This is a genomic window from Variovorax sp. J22P240 (genome assembly GCF_030316855.1).
In the GTDB taxonomy this organism is placed as follows: domain Bacteria; phylum Pseudomonadota; class Gammaproteobacteria; order Burkholderiales; family Burkholderiaceae_C; genus Variovorax.
This window is the reverse complement of the sequence record NZ_JASZYR010000005.1, coordinates 121,883-138,219: the sequence shown is the minus strand read 5'-3', so window position 1 is coordinate 138,219 and position 16,337 is coordinate 121,883. Positions and strand designations below refer to the sequence as shown.

The window sequence follows — 16,337 nt, the reverse complement described above, 5'->3', positions numbered from 1 at the left end:
AGTGAAAGTGCGCGAATCATGTTTCGCACTTCCGCCGCAAAGCGTGAACTAATGCACCGGTGGCGACTTCCTGCGCCACCGGTATCTTTATTCGATACCGGACGCCTTCTGGCGACGCGCGAGCAGGTCGGCGCGCGTGTAGGGCCGGTCGGTACCCGCCAGGCGCATCGCGATCACCTCGAGCGCGCCCTGCGTCGGCGCCGGGTTGCCCGGCCGAAGAAAGAAGATGGGTGTGGCAAGGCTGAGCAGCACCAGCGTCCAGTTCACACGGGGATGCGGCAAGCGATGCTGCTGCCAGAGAAAAATGCCGCTGACCGCCACGCCGAGGGCGAAGCCGGCCGCGACCTCCGACTTGGAATGTGCGTAGATCGCCAGCCGCGATGCGCCGATGAGCGCGGCGAACACCAGGCCGAACGAGGCAGCGGCAACCCGCACGCGATGTTCATAGCGCGAGACCGTCAACCAGCACGCGACCGGCCAAACGCTCGCCGAAATCGCCGTGTGGCCGCTGAAGCCGGTGAAGTTGAGGGTGGCACTCCCGATGCCCCAGCCCAGGAAGGCAATCTTCGACGCAGCGATCAGGCTGCCGCCGACACCGAAGAGCACCACCCACAGCAACGCGGACGGCCGCGTGGCGCTGCGGATGCCGAGCCAGACCGCGATCCACAGCGCGGCGGGCAACAGAAACCCGCTGTCACCGAACCAGGTGAGCGAGTGCCAGAACACCTCCGAAAGGGGCAGGACCATCAGACAGCCGTCACGCGCTCAGCAAGCCGCTCACGCGCCGCTGCAAGGCCTCGGGCTGCACGTCCGCCTGGGCCATCGCATCGCCGACGTTGAGCCCGACCCGGCTGAAGAACCCGCGCCGGAAAGGACGCACCAACGCGACGTTCTGTCCGTCGCGCACCTCGACCCGGCTGAAATACGAGCCCCAGAGATTGGTCAGCGCCATGGGGATGACCGGCGCGTCGATTCCTTCGGCACGCGCGGACTCCAGGATCTTCATCACGCCGCCCTTGAACGGTTGCAGGCTGCCGTCGCGCGTGATCGCGCCCTCCGGGAAGATCGCGAGCAGGTCGCCCTCGCGCAGCACCTGCACAGCCTGCGCGAATGCTTCTTCGTAGGCCGCCGGATCCTCTTTCTGCGGTGCGATGGGGATCGCCTTGGCCAGCCTGAACAGCCATCCGAGCACCGGCACGCGGAAGATGCGGTGGTCCATGATGAAGCGGATCGGACGCGGGCTCGCGGCCATCAGCAGCACCGCATCGATGAAGCTCACGTGGTTGCAGACCAGTACCGCGGCACCTTCGGTTGGAATGTGCTCGTCACCCTTCACGTCGAAGCGGTAGACGAAGCGGGAGAGCATCCAGGCCACGAAGCGCAGCAGGTACTCCGGCACCAGCATGAAGATATAGAAGGCCACGACCGCGTTGGCGATACCCGTGAACAGGAATATCTGCGGGATCGTGAAGCCGGCCTTGAGCAAGGCGCCCGCGATGATCGAGCTGCCGATCATGAACAGCGCATTGAGGATGTTGTTGGCCGCAATGATCCGCGCCCGGTGCGTGGGCTGGCTGCGCAGTTGGATCAGTGCGTACATCGGCACGCTGTAGAGGCCCGCGAAAAGCGACAGCAAGCCCAGGTCGGCCATCACGCGCCAATGGGCCGGCTCGCGCACAAAGCTGCCCAGACCCATGTCGCCCAGCGCTGGAAGCGCACGCGATGCAAAGTACAGGTCGATGGCGAACACGCTCATGCCGATGGCGCCGAGCGGCACCAGGCCGATTTCGACCTGACGGCGGCTGAGCGTCTCGCACAGCAGCGAGCCAATGCCGATACCGACCGAGAAGACCACGAGCAGGAGCGAGGCGACTTGTTCGTTGCCGTGCAGCACTTCCTTTGCGAAGCTCGGGAACTGGCTCAGGAATACCGCGCCGAAGAACCACATCCAGGAGATGCCCAGCAGCGATCGGAACACGACGAGGTTGCCGTGGGCCAGCCTGAGGTTGCGCCAGGTCTCGCTGATCGGGTTCCAGTTGATCGTGAGGCCCGGATCGGTGGCCGGTGCAGACGGAATCGCCTGTGCCACGCATCGCCCGACCAGGGCCAGCAGCACGCAGGCGAAAGCCACCGTCGCATGACCGACCTCCGGCAGCGCCACCAGCAGGCCGCCGGCGACCTGCCCGAGCAGGATGGCGACGAAGGTCCCCATCTCGACCATGCCGTTGCCGCCCGTGAGTTCGCGGGAATCCAGCACCTGCGGGAGGTATGCGAACTTGACCGGGCCGAACAAGGTCGAGTGCAGCCCCATCAGGAAGACGCAGCCCAGCAGCACCGCGGCATCCCCCCGGAAGAATCCCCACGCGGCCACCAGCATGATGGCGATCTCGAGGTTCTTGACGAAGCGGATCATCTTCGTCTTGTCGTACTTGTCCGTGAGCTGCCCCGCCGTGGCGGAAAACAGCAGGAAGGGCAGGATGAACAACGCGCCGATCGCCAGCCCCGCCATGGCGGGTGGCATCCAGCTGATCTGCAGCTGGTACGTGACCATCACCGTAAAGGCGAACTTGAAGAGGTTGTCGTTGGCCGCGCCTGCGAACTGCGTCCAGAAGAAGGGTGCAAAGCGCCGCTGGCCCAGGAGGGCAAACTGGTTGGCGTGCCCGTGCGAATCGGGCGCGCTGGGGGGAGACGCGTCGGCGGATGTTGTCATTCGTAAAGCCTTGCTGGCAGGATCCCTCACGCCGTCACGGTGGCGGCGCCCGGATTGTGCCGCAGGGCTTGCCGTTCGATGGCCTGCAAGGCATGCAGAACCGGCAGCGCCGCCAGCGCCGCGGTCAGGTGCTTGAGGCTGTGCCCCGACACGAACTGATGCGTCGCTTCGAAGATCGCATGGTCCGCCAGCTCGAACATCTTGGCGAGCAGGTAGAAGAAGATCACCCAGCCGAGCTTGAGGCCGATCGCGCCGTTCAACGGCTTGGTCAGCGCCAGCGCCGCAACCAGCGCCATGCCGCCGAACTGAACCAGCGCCCAGGGCAGCGCGTTCCCGGTGGTGTGGCAGATGGCCGCCGCCAGCAGCCCGCCTGCCAGCGTGAACCAGGCGGCGGGCCAGCCGGCGCGCGCACTCACCCGCTCGCACACTGCGAAGCCCACCAGCCCCGCGAAGGCCACGGCCATGCCGGCGCGGTCGGCCGCCAGGCGCATGCTGTCGGGCTCCAGGTGATAGAAGGCCGATCCCACGGCCGTGAGGATCAGGCCCGCGAAGAACATCCACGCGCAATCCAGCGAATTGACGGGCGGCTGGAATGCGGCCTGGGGCAGCGGCGCCGCATCCTGGGCTTGTTCGTGCGCGCGATCGAGCCAATGCAGCCAGCGCAGGCCCCAGATGCCGATCGCGGCAAAAGGCAGATTACTCAGCACGTCCATGGCGTTCGGCAGGCCGCGCCAGGCGTGGCCATCGGCAAAGGGCGCCGCACCGAGCCCGGACGAGGGAACCGCCGGCCCCACGACCGCTGCCAGCACGAGCAGGGCGAACAACGACAGCAGGCAGCGTTCGCGGTGGGAGAGGGACGACAGGGACATGGCGGGCTCCGGTGGTTGGCTTGGGGTGGAATCTAGGTTGTCAACCCACCGTTCGGCATCGAAAATCGATACGGCGTACTTTTCCACCACTCCCGGTATCAGCCGGCAATACCCGCCCCCCTCATGAGCACCACCGTCGACCTGGTCCAGGCCCTCAAGAACGAACTCAAGAACGCCCATATGACCTACGCGGATCTCGCCAAGTCGCTGGACATGGCCGAATCCAGCGTCAAGCGAATGCTTGCCAAGGGCGACATGCCGCTCACCCGGGTCGATGCCATCTGCCGGGCCCTCAAGATCGATTTCGCCGAACTCGCACGGCGCGTGGCCGACGCGCAGCCGCTGCTCAAGGAACTGACGCTGGAGCAGGAAAAGGCGGTGGTCAAGGACAAGAAGCTCCTGCTGCTGGCCATCTGCGTGCTGAGCCAATGGACGCTGGAGCAGATCGTCGGCGCCTACCGGATCACCGAAGCCGAATGCATCGGCTACCTGGCGCAGCTCGACCGCATCGGCATCATCGAACTGCGCCCGCTGAACCGCTACCGGCTGAAGCTGGCGAAGACCTTCCGCTGGCGGCCCCACGGCCCGGTCATGGATTTCTTTCGCGAGAACGTCGTGCTCGACTACTACCGCGGCGGCTTCGACGGCCCCGCCGAGGGGCTTCTGCTGGTGCACGGATCGATCAGCAAGTCGCTCGCGCCCGCCTTCCTGGACCGCCTGCAGCGCGTCGCGCAGGACTTCGCACAGCAGCACCAGACCGACCAGAAGCTTTCGCCCAAGGAGCGCGAGGGCTACACCCTGCTGCTGGGCATGCGCAACTGGGAGTTCGAGCTCTTCACGCGCCTGCGCCGAGCCTGAAACACACAGAAACCGGTTTCCTCTATAAAATCCTGGGCTGCAGAAAAGTGGACGCACTGCCGTCCCACCGATGGCGCAAACTCCCATGAACGCTCAGGTGAACCGCATTCGCGGTTCGGTCACTGCTTCCTATTGAAACATCGCCGACTGGAGAGACGCCACGCCATGTGGCGCACCGAAGGAGCAAGTCCGCTGCAGGTCGCACCGGATGAATCTCTCAGGTAACAGAGACAGGGGGAGCGGCAGTTTGAACCTCGGGTCACGGCCGCTCCGCACAGTGAGCACCAACACCCGCCGTTCATGTCATCCCACAAGGATCTGGACATGCGCGTGGTTGTGCTCGGCGCCGGCTTGCTCGGCGTCACATCGGCCTATTACCTTCAGCAGCTCGGTCACGAAGTGACCGTGGTCGACCGGCATGCGACGCCCGCGGCCAAGGCCCGTGGCCGTGTGGCGCCGCAGGGCGGCGCACCGACGCCGCAGTGTTCCGGGGCCGATTCCACGGGCACGGGAAGCACACTGGGCAGATGGGCCAAGCTGCGCGCAGGCATGCGCCGGCACGTCTCCAGGCTGGTCGACAGGGCCATCGGCGCGCGCCCCCAGCGCGATCCCCGCGAACACCTCGTGCGTCTTGCCGCCTACAGCCGCAAGAGCGCTCGCGTGCTTCGGGAGGAGGGCGGCTTGCCCCAGGGCTCGCGTGTAGGCGGTCTGCTGAATGTCTTCACCTGCGCGGAAGCCTTCGGCGCCCGCCTGGCGCGCGCGCCGCACTGGTCCGAACTGGGCTGCGAGGAACAACTGTTCTCGGCCGACGACGCGATCCGCATGGAACCCGCGCTGCTGGCCATGCGTGCGAAGCTCGCCGGAGCCACCTATTCGGTCGAAGACCCGGCCCGTGATCCTGCGCAGTTCGCCGCAAGTCTCGTCTTCATGTGCCGCGCTGCGGGTGTGCGCTTCCTGACGAAGCACACCGTGGTTTCGCTGAAGGACCGCGACGGCCGCATCGACCGCGTCGAGTTGCTCGACCCCGCGGGCCAGCCCATGACGCTGCGCGCGCAAGCCTACGTGCTGGCGCTGGGCGCATCCAGCGTGCCGCATGCGGAATACCTCGGCGTCGACATGCCGCTGCGCTTCGTGCGCGAGTACATCGTCACGATACCGGTCAAGGATGCGTCCCGTGCCCCGCGCGTCGCGTTGCGCGACGTGCAAGGCAAGCTGCGCATCACCCGCATCGAAACCCCCGAAGGCGACCAATTGCGCGTCACCGCCACCGTACGCGCCGGCCTCGAGGAAGATCGCGAACCGGATTCGGATCGCTTCGATGCCATCCTGCGACGCGTGGAAAAGCTGCTCCCCGGTGCGGCGGACACGGCACGAGCCTCTCTCGCCACCGAGATGCACGCCGTGAGCACGAATCGCCTGCCGATGATCGGGAAGACGCGCCTGCCCAACCTCTTCCTCAATACTGCCCCCGGCACCCCCAGTTGGATCACGGCACTCGGCGCAGGCAAGTCGATCGCCCGCATCGTCAGCGGCCTGCGGCCCGAACTCCAGTTCGCCTTCCGAAGCCTGTAGCGCAAAGGGCGCCGGGCCCCTACAATCGCCCCACTGCAGGAGAGCGGGCCGCGCAAGCGGCTCCACCGAAGGCGCAAACTCCCATAAACGCTCAGGTCGGCTCGCAAGACGAGCCTGTACTGCACCAACTGTCATAGCCGTCTGGAGAGCCATCACGCCACTTGCATGTGAGCGTGATGCACCGAAGGAGCAAACCCCTTGCGGGCGCAACGGGTGAATCTCTCAGGTACCGAGGACAGGGGGAGCGGCAACTTGGACGCACGGTCCGGTTGCTTTTTCTTTTTTCAGCTTCCGTTTCCGTTTCGTTCAAGCGCTGCAACCTTCAAGGGTCTTGATATGCGCGTGATCGTTCTTGGCGCCGGCCTGCTCGGCGTGACCTCGGCTTACTACCTCCAGCAACTCGGCCACGAAGTGACCGTCATCGACCGGCAGGCCACGCCGGCCGCCGAAACCAGCTTTGCCAACGGCGGCCAGATCTCGGTGAGCCATGCCGAACCCTGGGCCAATCCGGGCGCACCGCTGAAGGTGCTGCAATGGCTCGGCAAGGAAGATGCCCCCCTGCTCTTTCGCATTCGCGCCGACATGCGCCAATGGTTGTGGGGCTTGCAATTCCTGCGCGAATGCACGCCGGCGCGCACCCGCCACAACATCGAGCAGATCGTGCGGCTCGGCACGTACAGCCGCGACACGCTGCAGCAACTGCGCCGCGACACCGGCATCGGCTACGACCAGCGCACGCAGGGCATCCTGCACTTCTATACGACGCAGAAGGAGTTCGACGCCGCGCTCGAGCCCGCCGAGCAGATGCGCGCACTGGGCTGCGACCGCCAGGTGATTTCGGCCGACGAAGCCGTGAAGATCGAGCCCGCACTGGCGCACATCCGTCCCCAACTGGCCGGCGCCACCTATACGGCCGAGGACGAGTCCGGTGACGCCAACCGCTTCGCGCGCGAACTCGTGAACCTGGCAACGGCGGCCGGCGTCAAGTTCCTGATGAGCCACACGGTGACCGCGTTGCGCGATGCCGGTGGCAGCATCGACCACGTCGAGGCCACCGACAACGAAGGCCGCTTCCAGCGCATTCGCGGCGATGCCTTCGTGCTCGCGATGGGCTCGCTGAGCCCGCTCTATGCTGCGCCACTGGGCATCCGCCTGCCCATCTATCCGGCCAAGGGCTACTCGGTCACCCTGCCTGTCAAGGACGCCTCCAAGGCGCACCAGGTCTCGCTGACGGATGACGAGTTCAAGCTCGTGTTCTCGCGCTACACATCGGCTTCCGGCGACCGTCTCCGCATTGCCGGCACGGCCGAACTGAACGGCTATGACCGCGACCTGAACCGCGTGCGCTGCGAGGCGATCGTGCGTCGCGTCGAGGAGCTGTTCCCCGGCGCCGGCGACACCGAACAGGCCCAGTTCTGGACCGGCCTTCGCCCGGCGACGCCGAGCAACGTGCCGCTGATCGGAGCGACGAAGCTGCCCAACCTGTTCCTCAACACCGGGCACGGCACGCTCGGCTGGACGCACGCATGCGGATCGGGCAAGTCGATTGCCCGCATCGTGAGCGGGCTCGCGCCGGAGGTGGACTTCGCCTTCACCGGCTTGCGCGCGAACGCTTCGCCGACCCTTCAGCCGGCCTGAGACTGCCGCGGCTAGTCGTTGCTGGTGAAGACCGTCAGGACGCCGGTGTAGCCGTACAGGTGGTTCCGTGCGATCTCGCCGGCGGCGAAGAAGCCGACCAGCGGCACGTCACCCAGCGCGTGGCGCACGATCTGCAATTCGGCGCCCGGCGAACCGAAATGCGGCCCGCCTCGACCGGAGCAGCTCACATACACGGCTCCAGCGATGCGCCGGGCCGGATGCGGCGCCGCTTCGGCCTCACCAGCGGCCACCGCGCGAGCGGTGGCCAGCGTCTGCTCTTCCGGCTCCAGCTCCTCACGGATTTCGGCGCACACGCGCATGAGGTCCGAGCGTGCGGCCTGCGCGTTGCGCCGGCAGAAACTCATGCGCATGCCAGCTTCGGCAACGTCCGCAATCGCCACGCCGCGACGCGTCGGGTCGAGTCCGATGATGTGCCGCACCCGCACGTCGGCGCCGAGATCGCGGGTGCGCCGGAGCCCATCGCTGCCGGCTTCGGACAAACCGACGAGCGTGGCGCGCACGGCTTCGACCGCCTGCTCCGGCGCATCGAGCGATACCTGCAGGTCGTCCAGCAGCACGTCGAGCGCGGGCTCGCCATCGAGCTTGAGGAGTAGGTTGCCATCGGCCTCGGTGATCTCGCGTTCGCGCGATACCGGCTGGCAACCTTGGGTGACGCGCGACACCAGGCGCACGCCTTCGCCGAACACCACGCCCGACAAGCCACCCGAGAAAACGCCGCCGACGGCGCCATGGCCCCGGATGTTGCCGTTGCCGCCGATGGCGAACTGCAGCGAACCGGCGCGCCCTGAAGAGAGCCCGCCGAACAGGTAGCCGGTGTCGGTCCGGTCGGCCATCTCGGCGATCAGTTCGCCGAGCTCGGGCGTCCGCGGATCGGCATGCACGAGCGCCGTGTGGGCGGCAAAACCGCTCATCTCCGAACTGGCGAGCGGCGCCACGCCCGAGAACACGCGGTACTGGTCGCTCGGCAGTTCGCACAGCATCACGCTGAGCGCCGGCTCGTCGAAATACTCGGCATTGTTGGCTGCCACGCCCACCCCCACCGTGCCGGACCAGTCGGTGATCTCGGGCAGCTCGGCGCCGAGGTGGTCGAGGATTTCCTGCGCGTCGGCGCCGTAGTGGTCGGTGATGTAGAGCAGGCCCAGGGAGGGCGAACGGGCGTAGTCGGGCAGCGCCATCTGCGCCCGAAGTTGGGCGAGCACGAGCCCGGCCGCCATGCGCCATTGCGGATGGGTGGCGTGGCCGGAGGGAAACAGCTTCATGCGCGCGGCTTTCTGTCTGGGTTCGTTTCGGATGTTCAGCGTCCGCGCGCGCGCTTGCGTGCAGGAGCCGATGATTTGCCGGCGGCAGCAACGCTGCGACCGGTGGCAGGTGCCTTCTGTGCCGTCTTTTTGGCGGCAGCGGTGGCAGACTTGCGTGCCGACTTGGCCGGCGCCGGGCTCATTGCCTTGCCGACCGCATCGGCCAGCGGCTGCGCCATGGCAGGTACCTTCAGCTGCGAGGCGTCCTGCATCGCCGAACTGGCGATCTGCTGGAACTGCTGCGTGAGTGCGCCCCACCATTGCATCGGGTCGATGACGCCAGCGGCATCCGCCGCCGTATCCGCGGACGCCTTCGTAGGCTTCGCCTTTGCAGTGGGCTCCTCCTCGACTTCTTCCTCTTCTTGCTCTTCTTCTTCCTCTTCCTCTTCGACTTCCGGCTCGGGGGCCGGCGGCGCGGCACGGAACGAAGGCGCGGGCGCCGGTGCCGGAGCGCTCGGCGGCCGCGTGAAGACACTGGCCAGGTCTTCCATCCGTACGTTCATGCCGCGCAGCGTCGAGAGCGTCATCTTCTGCACTTCGAGCGCCTGGATGGTCGCCTTGAGCGCGTGGCCGTTCTGCTCGAGCCAGTACTGCACGGTCTTGAGTTCCTGGATGCGCTTGTCGACTTCCTCGACGCTGAGCGTCGGCGCCACCCAACTCGAGAGGCTGGGCATGCCGGGCACCGCGCTCGCGCCGGCCGACGCGCTGCCGCTCGCCAGGTTCCGGAGAAAGTCGAAGCCCGGGACGAACTGGCTGAAGGCGAAAGGCTTGCTCGCGTCGCTCATGGGCGGTCTCCGGTAGTGTGGTTCTTGTCCGGGCAGCTTACTCCAAGCGGCTGGGTTTGGGCTCGGTTTGGGCTCGTCAGTGCTTGTGTTCGCCGCCGGCCGTCGCGGCCGCTCCGGCGAGGACCGGAACGTCGAGCTCCTTCGTGCTCTTCTGCCCTTTCGCGTCCTCGAACTGAAGCGTGAGCGGCACGGTGCTGCCGTTGGCGAGCGCCTTCTTCAGGTCCATCAGCATCAAGTGGTAACCGCCCGGCTTGAGTTCGACGGTTTGCCGCGCCGGCAGCTCGATGGCACCGGCAGCACGCATGCGCATGGTGTCGCCTTCCATCTTCATCTCGTGCACTTCGGCCACGCCGGCGGCCGGCGTCGTTGCGCCGACCAGCCGCGTGCCCGATGGCGCGTTGAGCTTCATGAAAGCGCCGGTGCCGCTCTGGCCCGGCACCGAAGCGCGGATCCAGGCGTCGCGCACGTCGACCGCCGCCACGCCGGGCGCCAGCACGTCGAGACGCGCCGCGGGGCTTTCGAGGCCTTCGGTCGAACTGCCACTCGCGGGGATCTGTGCCCAGTCGGCGCTGCCGGTGTCGCAGGTCTGCAGCACCTTGAACCACAGCGCGCCCGGCGTCGTCGGCAGCTTGCCGCGCACCACGAACTCGGCGCGCTCATTGCCGGGGAGCGCCGTCTGGGCGGACTCGGCCGTCCAGCGCACTTCGCCGGCGCTGTCCCCCGCCGCCTTCTGCACATCGAGCTTCCAGCCTTTGCGCGCCTGCGCGTCGCTGAAGGCAAAGCCCTTGGGCAGGCGCACGGTGATGCCGGTGGTGCTCTTGGCGTCCTTGCAGGCATGGCCGACGCGGAATGCGGCTTCGTACTCGCTGCCGACGCTGGCCCCGCCGGGCGGCAGGGTCACGTGGGCGAAGGCGCTGCCGGCGCCGGCCAGGAGGATGCAGGCCGCGACGTGCCGGAGAGGGGATGGGGCGTTCATGGCGATTCCTTTGTGAGAGGTGGAGTCAGAGGTCGAAACGGAGTTCAGCGGTGTAGGTGCGCTGCGGATACGGATGGAAGTTCCAGTACTGGTAGTTGTTGGCGTTGTCGATGCCGAAGGCCGCCGACCACTGCCTCGCGATCTGGTAGCGCACGCGCAGGTCGACGGTGAAATAAGGGCTCACCCCCGTGTAGGCGTAGCCGTTGACGTCGCTGTTGTCGAGGGTCGAATACTGCTTGCCGCTGTAGCGCGCGGCCGCTGTGAAAGCCCAGCGATCGTCAGGCTTGTACGTGGCGAACACGGTGGAGCGCCAGCGCGGCACGCGCGGCTGCCACTTGCCGACGCTGGCCGGATTGCCCGGGTTCTCCACGGTCTTGGAGTCCGCGAAAGTCAGGCTGCCGCCCAGGTCGAGTCCGCGCATGAACACGTTCTGCCCGGTGTACGCCAGCTCGAAGCCGGTCGTCCGGACCTTGGCGATGTTCTGCACGCGCGACACGGTCGTCGAGCCGGGAATGAGCTGGTTGAAGATCGCGTCGTCCGTGGTCTCGTGAAACACCGTGGCGCGGGCCAGGCCGGTGCCCAGGTCCTTCTCGGCCGAGAGTTCGCTGGTCCAGGACTTCTCCGGCCTCAGGAAGGGATCGTTGATGAACGACAGCGCCCCACCCGTCGTGGCGCCGTACAACTCGCCCACGGTCGGAAAGCGCACGGCGCGCCCCACCGAGCCCTTCAGCACCGTGTCGTCGGACCACTGGTAGGCCAGTGCCGCCTTGGGCGACACGTCGGACTGACTGCGCGGGGCGTAGGCGATGGCGCTGGCCGCGATCTGGGTGAAGCCGTTGTCGGCCTTCCAGTCCTCGTAGCGAAGGCCGAGCACTGCCTTCCACCGGGGGGCGAAGGACCACGCGTCCTGCGCCCAGGCGCTGAAGGTCTCGCTGTCGCCTCCGACGTTGCTCACGAGCGTGGTCGGCGGTCCGTCCATCCAGTTGCCGAGAACGTTCGTCTTCAGGATCCCCAGCTTGTAGGCATCGCGGCCGATGCCGAAGTCGACGACGTGCGCGCCGCCGAGGCCCTGCGGCCGCCAGGTACCCTTGGCCGCCAGCGTGTTCCAGCCAGTCGTGCCGCCCTGGTCCTGCAGCGTCCCGGCGCCGCCGATGCCCGCCAGGGGCAAGGCGATGGTCGGCTGACGCTGCTGGTCGGTCGCGTAGTCGTACAGGCTCGCCGCCACTTCCCAGTCCCATTCGCCCTTGGTATTGCTCTTGACCGACAGGCCGTGCATGGCGTGCGTCTGGTTGTCGTTGGTCAGTGGAAAGGCGGTGGGCGCCAGCGTGAAGCTGCGGCCCAGGATGTTGATGGCCCCGGTGTAGACGGGTTGCCCGGCGGCGTTGCTCAGGTAGGTTTCGGGGCGGCCTTCCGCCGCGTTCTGCCACCAGCCCAGCGTGTAGGTCGCACGCACCGTGGGCGAAAAATCGTAGGCCAGTTTGAGCTTGGCATGGTCCTGCACCGTGTGGTACTGGGTGCCGGTGCCGAGGATGTACCAGGGCATGTTGGTGGTGTTCAGGCCCGGCACGAAGCCTGACACCGGCGTGCCGTTGCGGCTGGCAGTGCCCGATGCCAAGGTGGCGGTCGTGAACGTGAGCGGCTGCCCTTGGCTGTCGGTGCGCGAGACGTCGATCCACCAGGACCAGTCGCCGCTCCTGCTCCCGAGCGAAGCACTGGTCTGCCAGCTGTTGAACGTCTGGTGCGTGTGATACAGGTCGAAAGGTTGCGACGAATAGCCCGCCTTGACGTGCGCCTCGAGCTTCGTCGGCATCCGGGTGACGTAGTCCACCACCGCCCCGGCCGAATTGCCGGGGTACGCCGCCGAGAAGGGGCCGTACATCACGTCCACGCGCTCGATTTCCTCCGGCGTCACCAGGCCCCAGCGCGGCGCATAGTTGGTGCCGTTGGCGATACCGTTGCCCAGGTAGTTCGACAGCAGAATGCCGTCGGCATACACCGCCGAGCGCGCGCTGTTGCCGGTGCCGGAGGCCCGGGTGGACAGGATGGCGTGGTTGTAGTCGCCGATGTAGCGCTTGCGCACCAGCAGGCTGGGCAGGTACTTCAGCGCATCCTCGCTGTCGGTGGCGTTGATGCGCGTCTCGATCTCCTCGCGCGTCACGCTCTCGATGGTCGTCGGGATCTGGGTGGGCAGCGAGGTCGGCTGCCCGCCGGTGACGGTCACGACGCCGAGCGACTTGACGCGCTCGGGGCCGTCGTCCGCCACCGTCGAGGCCTCTGGCGATGGGGCTTGGGCGGCCGCAGGGCCGGCCAGCCACGGAAAAGCTGCGCCCATGGCGAGCGACAGCAGGGTCTTCTTGTTCACTGGAAAAGCGCTCCTCGGCCCTTTCGGGGCACCGGTGCATGGCTGGGGGCGATCAACGCGCGTGCGCACGGCGGGCGCACAGCGAGATCAGCGGATGCAGCTCAGAGGAAGCGCGGAGGCCCGCGCGCCGGAAGCGGCGCAGCGGTGGCCGCGGCGATGCGCGCGGCGGGGATGGATTGGACGGCAAGCGCCAGGGGCTGGACCGCGGGCAAGGCCACGACAGGCGTCGGTGGCGGCGCGCCGGTCAGCACGCACAGCGGGCAGTCGAGATGGGAAGCGCCCATCTCCTGGGCGCCGTCGTCGGTCTGCACGACCGCCTTGACCGCTCCGCTGGCGGAACAGACCAGTTCCACGGCCTGCGGATGGACCACCGGCGAAGCCACCGCCACGCCCAGCGACAGCACGAACCACATCAGCACGAAGCTGGTGAGTCGGTGGGCGTGACGCAGGGCGGACATGGCCGCGATTATCAACCCGCGCGATCAACCGACTCGCCATCCGGCCCCCGCTTGTGGAAAATGTGCAATTCGACACAAAAGTCACATGTCCATCTTTCACCTCGCTTTCCACGTCCGCGATCTCGACGTAGCCCGGCGCTTCTACGGCGGCGTGCTCGGCTGCGCCGAAGGGCGCAGCACCGACACATGGGTCGATTTCGATTTCTTCGGCCACCAGATTTCCCTGCACCTCGGCGAGCCCTTCGCCACCTCGCGCACCGGCCGCGTAGGGGACGTCATGGTGCCGATGCCGCACTTCGGCATCGTTCTCGAACTGCCAGCCTGGCGCACGATGGCCGAGCGCCTGGAAGCCGCCGACATCGACTTCGTGCTCAAGCCCCAGGTCCGCTTCGAAGGACAGCCCGGGGAGCAATGGACCATGTTCTTCTGCGACCCTTTCGGCAATCCGATCGAGGCCAAGGGGTTCCGGTCCCTGGACACCGTCTACAACGCATGAACTTCCCTTCGGTCCCTGGCGTGAAGTCAATGTCCTGGCGCATGGCCGGGCTGGCCGTGCTGTTTCCGGCCTTCTTCCACTCCGCCGTGCATGCCGTGCAGGACTGCGAGATCAACGGCATCGCCGTGAACCCGGCCAACGGCAACACGACCGCCGGCAAGACAGGCCTGATGCGCTGCAGGGATCGCGAGACCCGCGCGCTGCTGCGCGAGCAGCAGATCCAGAGCGGCACCTTCCAGGGCCCGGTGCGCGTCTATGAGAACGGCAAGCTCGTGAAGGAATACAGCGTCAACGCGCGCGGCAACATGGAAGGCCGCGCCCGCGAGTTCTCGCCGGGCGGCCAGGTGCTGCGAGACGCGACCTACGACGACGGGCACGAGATGGGCCTGGTGCGGAGCTTCTATCCGTCCGGCCAGTTGCGCCGGGTCACCTATTTCGCCGATGCGGTGGGCGAGCGCGCCTCGGTCGAATTCACCGAGCGCGGCCAGTTGTCGGCATTGCGCTGCGGCGACAAGCCGGTGCTCGCGCCGGCGGCCGATGACGTCAAGCTGTGCGGCTTCGGTATCGGGCCATCGCAAGTCGAGTTGTTCGACAGCAAGGGAACGCTGCGCTCGCGGCTCTCCTATGTGGCCGGCAAGCGCGTGCGCAGCGAGGAGCTGTACGACAACGGCAAGCCCGCTGCGCTCGACGAGATCGTGGGCAACCAGCGCACCGAGCGGCGCTATTCGTCCGAAGGCATTAAGCGACGCGAAGTGGTCTCGCTGCTCGGCGAGCGCGGCGCGACCAAGCAGCGGGAGCAGGAGTTCTCCGAGAAAGGCACGCTCGTGCGCGACCAGCGCTGGAACCCGGCCGGCGAACCCGTCAGCGACGAAAGCTTCTACCTGAACGGCCAGCCGCTCAGCAAGGCGGTCCATGGCGTGGGCGGCGATCCGCGCCAGATCGAGATCACCGAGTTCCACGACAACGGCCAGCGGGCCGCCGTCGGACGCTACGTGGCGACCGACCGCTTCCGCCAGACCGCCATCGGCACGCACCAGCGCTTCAGCGACACCGGAATGCTGATCGTCGAATCGATCTACGACGACAAGGGCCGCATCACCCGCGAGCGCGCCTGGGATGCCAGTGGCAAGCTGGAGCGCGACGACGAGGTGTTCGAGGACGGTTCGCGCAAGGCCTACGCGAAGTAGGTAGAGGCGAACCGGTACGACCAGGCCGACGTCGGGCCGCCCCAAGGCGGCCTGCTGCCCCCTCGGGTGGCAGCGAGTACACGCGGTGACGGAGCGTGGGGGCTTGCTTCTTCAGTCGAGTTTGATGCCGGCGGCCTTGATGATGGGGCCCCAGCGCTTGGACTCCGCACGCGACAGCGCGGCAAATTGCTGCGGCGTGCCGGGCATCGCTTCCATGCCGAAGTCGCTGAAGCGCTTCATCACCGCGGGCGTGCTGAACGCGCGGTTGAGTTCGGTGTTCAGCCGGGTGACCACGGCAGGCGGCATGCCCGCCGGGCCGAGGATGCCCTGGAACGCGAAGACCTCCGAGTTGGGCACGCCCACTTCGGCCAGCGTCGGCACGTCCGGCAGGAGCTTCGAGCGTGCACCAGTCCCGATGGCGAGCACGCGCACCTTCTTGCCCTGGATGATCGACAGGCCCGAGGCCAGGTCGAGGAACATGCACGGCACCTGCCCGCCCATCACGTCGGCCATCGCCGGCGCCGCGCCGCGGTACGGGATGTGCGTGATGAAGGTGCCGGTGCGGTTCTTGAACATTTCCATCGCAAGATGGTGCGGCGAACCGTTGCCGGGCGATGCGTAGTTGACCTTGCCGGGGTTGGCCTTCACGTAGGCGAGGAAGGCCTTGAAGTCCTGCGCCGGAAAGTCCGGATGCACCACCAGTGCAAGCGGGAACTTGCCGATGGCGCCGATGTAGGTGAAGTCCTTTTCGGGATTGAATGGCAGCTTGCTGAACAGGTGCTCGTTGAAAGCCAGCACCGCGTTGTCGGCCGACAGGATGGTGTAGCCGTCCGGCTTCGCCTTGGCGACCAGTTCCGCTCCGATGTTGGTCGACGCGCCAGGGCGGTTGTCGATGATGATCTGCTGACCCAGCGGCTGTCGCATCGCTTCGGCCAGCGTGCGCGCGATCACGTCCGTTCCGCCCCCTGCCGGGTACGGCACCACCCACTTGATGAGCTGCTCCGGGAATCCCTGGGCGCGCGCCCAGGGCGCGGCACTGGCGGCCGCGGTCGCAGCGAGGGTGGTGAGCAGGGTTCTGCGATCCATCTGAAAGTCTCCTGGTTTTTT

The 16,337-nt window shown here is 67.0% G+C and carries 14 protein-coding genes and 3 riboswitches; of the genes, 5 read left to right on the top strand and 9 right to left on the bottom strand.

Features of this window, described 5'->3' with window-relative positions; all coding sequences use genetic code 11:
• Positions 1–87 precede the first annotated feature (87 nt).
• From QTI24_RS15480 to QTI24_RS15470, 3 genes are read right to left on the bottom strand one after another with little or no spacing between them, the layout of a single operon-like run.
• On the bottom strand, positions 88–747 hold the full coding sequence (locus QTI24_RS15480; protein WP_286601582.1) for a phosphatase PAP2 family protein: 660 nt from the start codon (positions 745–747) through the stop codon (positions 88–90).
• A 10-nt stretch (positions 748–757) separates the two neighbouring features.
• Positions 758–2,710, bottom strand: coding sequence for an MFS transporter (locus QTI24_RS15475; RefSeq protein WP_286601580.1), 1,953 nt, complete (start codon positions 2,708–2,710; stop codon positions 758–760).
• Positions 2,711–2,736: 26 nt separating this feature from the next.
• The gene (locus QTI24_RS15470; protein ID WP_286601579.1) at positions 2,737–3,579 is read right to left on the bottom strand and encodes a hypothetical protein; all 843 of its coding nucleotides are present in this window, start codon (positions 3,577–3,579) and stop codon (positions 2,737–2,739) included.
• A 123-nt stretch (positions 3,580–3,702) separates the two neighbouring features.
• On the opposite strand from QTI24_RS15470, the gene QTI24_RS15465 reads away from it, so the two are divergent.
• The 3 genes from QTI24_RS15465 to QTI24_RS15455 all read left to right on the top strand — a co-directional run bounded on the left by QTI24_RS15465 (position 3,703) and on the right by QTI24_RS15455 (position 7,647).
• Positions 3,703–4,437: a helix-turn-helix domain-containing protein gene (locus tag QTI24_RS15465; RefSeq protein ID WP_286601578.1), complete on the top strand. Its 735-nt coding sequence runs from the start codon at positions 3,703–3,705 to the stop codon at positions 4,435–4,437.
• Between the two features lie 137 nt (positions 4,438–4,574).
• A riboswitch (glycine riboswitch) is annotated at positions 4,575–4,681 on the top strand.
• 56 nt (positions 4,682–4,737) lie between these two features.
• Positions 4,738–6,009: an FAD-dependent oxidoreductase gene (locus QTI24_RS15460; protein ID WP_286601577.1), complete on the top strand. Its 1,272-nt coding sequence runs from the start codon at positions 4,738–4,740 to the stop codon at positions 6,007–6,009.
• 26 nt (positions 6,010–6,035) lie between these two features.
• Positions 6,036–6,132, top strand: a riboswitch (glycine riboswitch).
• Positions 6,133–6,140: 8 nt separating this feature from the next.
• Positions 6,141–6,258, top strand: a riboswitch (glycine riboswitch).
• An 87-nt stretch (positions 6,259–6,345) separates the two neighbouring features.
• Positions 6,346–7,647 carry a D-amino acid dehydrogenase gene (locus tag QTI24_RS15455; protein WP_286601576.1) on the top strand — a complete coding sequence of 434 codons (1,302 nt, stop codon included), beginning with the start codon at positions 6,346–6,348 and terminating at the stop codon, positions 7,645–7,647.
• Positions 7,648–7,658: 11 nt separating this feature from the next.
• Here the strand turns inward: QTI24_RS15455 and QTI24_RS15450 are convergent, their stop codons facing one another.
• The 5 genes from QTI24_RS15450 to QTI24_RS15425 form a co-directional block, all read right to left on the bottom strand.
• On the bottom strand, positions 7,659–8,927 hold the full coding sequence (locus tag QTI24_RS15450; protein ID WP_286601574.1) for an FIST signal transduction protein: 1,269 nt from the start codon (positions 8,925–8,927) through the stop codon (positions 7,659–7,661).
• Between the two features lie 35 nt (positions 8,928–8,962).
• The gene (locus QTI24_RS15445) at positions 8,963–9,751 is read right to left on the bottom strand and encodes a PhaM family polyhydroxyalkanoate granule multifunctional regulatory protein (RefSeq protein WP_286601572.1); all 789 of its coding nucleotides are present in this window, start codon (positions 9,749–9,751) and stop codon (positions 8,963–8,965) included.
• Positions 9,752–9,827: 76 nt separating this feature from the next.
• Positions 9,828–10,727, bottom strand: coding sequence for a copper chaperone PCu(A)C domain-containing protein (locus QTI24_RS31485; RefSeq protein ID WP_353506094.1), 900 nt, complete (start codon positions 10,725–10,727; stop codon positions 9,828–9,830).
• 25 nt (positions 10,728–10,752) lie between these two features.
• Positions 10,753–13,059, bottom strand: a complete 2,307-nt coding sequence (locus QTI24_RS15430; protein WP_286601931.1) for a TonB-dependent receptor — start codon at positions 13,057–13,059, stop codon at positions 10,753–10,755.
• Between the two features lie 131 nt (positions 13,060–13,190).
• A complete protein-coding gene (locus tag QTI24_RS15425) occupies positions 13,191–13,547 on the bottom strand; it encodes a DUF2946 family protein (RefSeq protein WP_286601571.1) in 357 nt (118 codons plus the stop codon).
• Positions 13,548–13,632: 85 nt separating this feature from the next.
• Here QTI24_RS15425 and QTI24_RS15420 point away from each other — a divergent pair, with 85 nt between their 5' ends.
• Complete coding sequence (locus QTI24_RS15420) at positions 13,633–14,043, top strand: VOC family protein (protein WP_286601569.1); 411 nt, start codon at positions 13,633–13,635, stop codon at positions 14,041–14,043.
• A complete protein-coding gene (locus tag QTI24_RS15415; protein ID WP_286601567.1) occupies positions 14,040–15,230 on the top strand; it encodes a toxin-antitoxin system YwqK family antitoxin in 1,191 nt (396 codons plus the stop codon). The genes QTI24_RS15420 and QTI24_RS15415 overlap by 4 nt, the downstream gene beginning before the upstream one ends.
• A gap of 111 nt (positions 15,231–15,341) precedes the next feature.
• On the opposite strand, the gene QTI24_RS15410 is transcribed toward QTI24_RS15415, so the two are convergent.
• Positions 15,342–16,316 (bottom strand): Bug family tripartite tricarboxylate transporter substrate binding protein, encoded by a 975-nt coding sequence (locus tag QTI24_RS15410; RefSeq protein ID WP_286601566.1) that lies wholly within the window; start codon positions 16,314–16,316, stop codon positions 15,342–15,344.
• Positions 16,317–16,337: the final 21 nt, after the last annotated feature.

Bases quoted from the DNA above. Each gene is read 5' to 3' on its own strand.
- QTI24_RS15445 (WP_286601572.1), bottom strand. From the start codon at position 9,751: ATGAGCGACGCGAGCAAGCCTTTCGCCTTCAGCCAGTTCGTCCCGGGC.
- QTI24_RS15410 (WP_286601566.1), bottom strand. From the start codon at position 16,316: ATGGATCGCAGAACCCTGCTCACCACCCTCGCTGCGACCGCGGCCGCC.
- QTI24_RS15470 (WP_286601579.1), bottom strand. From the start codon at position 3,579: ATGTCCCTGTCGTCCCTCTCCCACCGCGAACGCTGCCTGCTGTCGTTG.
- QTI24_RS15480 (WP_286601582.1), bottom strand. From the start codon at position 747: ATGGTCCTGCCCCTTTCGGAGGTGTTCTGGCACTCGCTCACCTGGTTC.
- QTI24_RS15415 (WP_286601567.1), top strand. From the start codon at position 14,040: ATGAACTTCCCTTCGGTCCCTGGCGTGAAGTCAATGTCCTGGCGCATG.
- QTI24_RS15430 (WP_286601931.1), bottom strand. From the start codon at position 13,059: ATGGGCGCAGCTTTTCCGTGGCTGGCCGGCCCTGCGGCCGCCCAAGCC.
- QTI24_RS15425 (WP_286601571.1), bottom strand. From the start codon at position 13,547: ATGTCCGCCCTGCGTCACGCCCACCGACTCACCAGCTTCGTGCTGATG.
- QTI24_RS15475 (WP_286601580.1), bottom strand. From the start codon at position 2,710: ATGACAACATCCGCCGACGCGTCTCCCCCCAGCGCGCCCGATTCGCAC.
- QTI24_RS15465 (WP_286601578.1), top strand. From the start codon at position 3,703: ATGAGCACCACCGTCGACCTGGTCCAGGCCCTCAAGAACGAACTCAAG.
- QTI24_RS31485 (WP_353506094.1), bottom strand. From the start codon at position 10,727: ATGAACGCCCCATCCCCTCTCCGGCACGTCGCGGCCTGCATCCTCCTG.
- QTI24_RS15455 (WP_286601576.1), top strand. From the start codon at position 6,346: ATGCGCGTGATCGTTCTTGGCGCCGGCCTGCTCGGCGTGACCTCGGCT.
- QTI24_RS15460 (WP_286601577.1), top strand. From the start codon at position 4,738: ATGTCATCCCACAAGGATCTGGACATGCGCGTGGTTGTGCTCGGCGCC.
- QTI24_RS15450 (WP_286601574.1), bottom strand. From the start codon at position 8,927: ATGAAGCTGTTTCCCTCCGGCCACGCCACCCATCCGCAATGGCGCATG.
- QTI24_RS15420 (WP_286601569.1), top strand. From the start codon at position 13,633: ATGTCCATCTTTCACCTCGCTTTCCACGTCCGCGATCTCGACGTAGCC.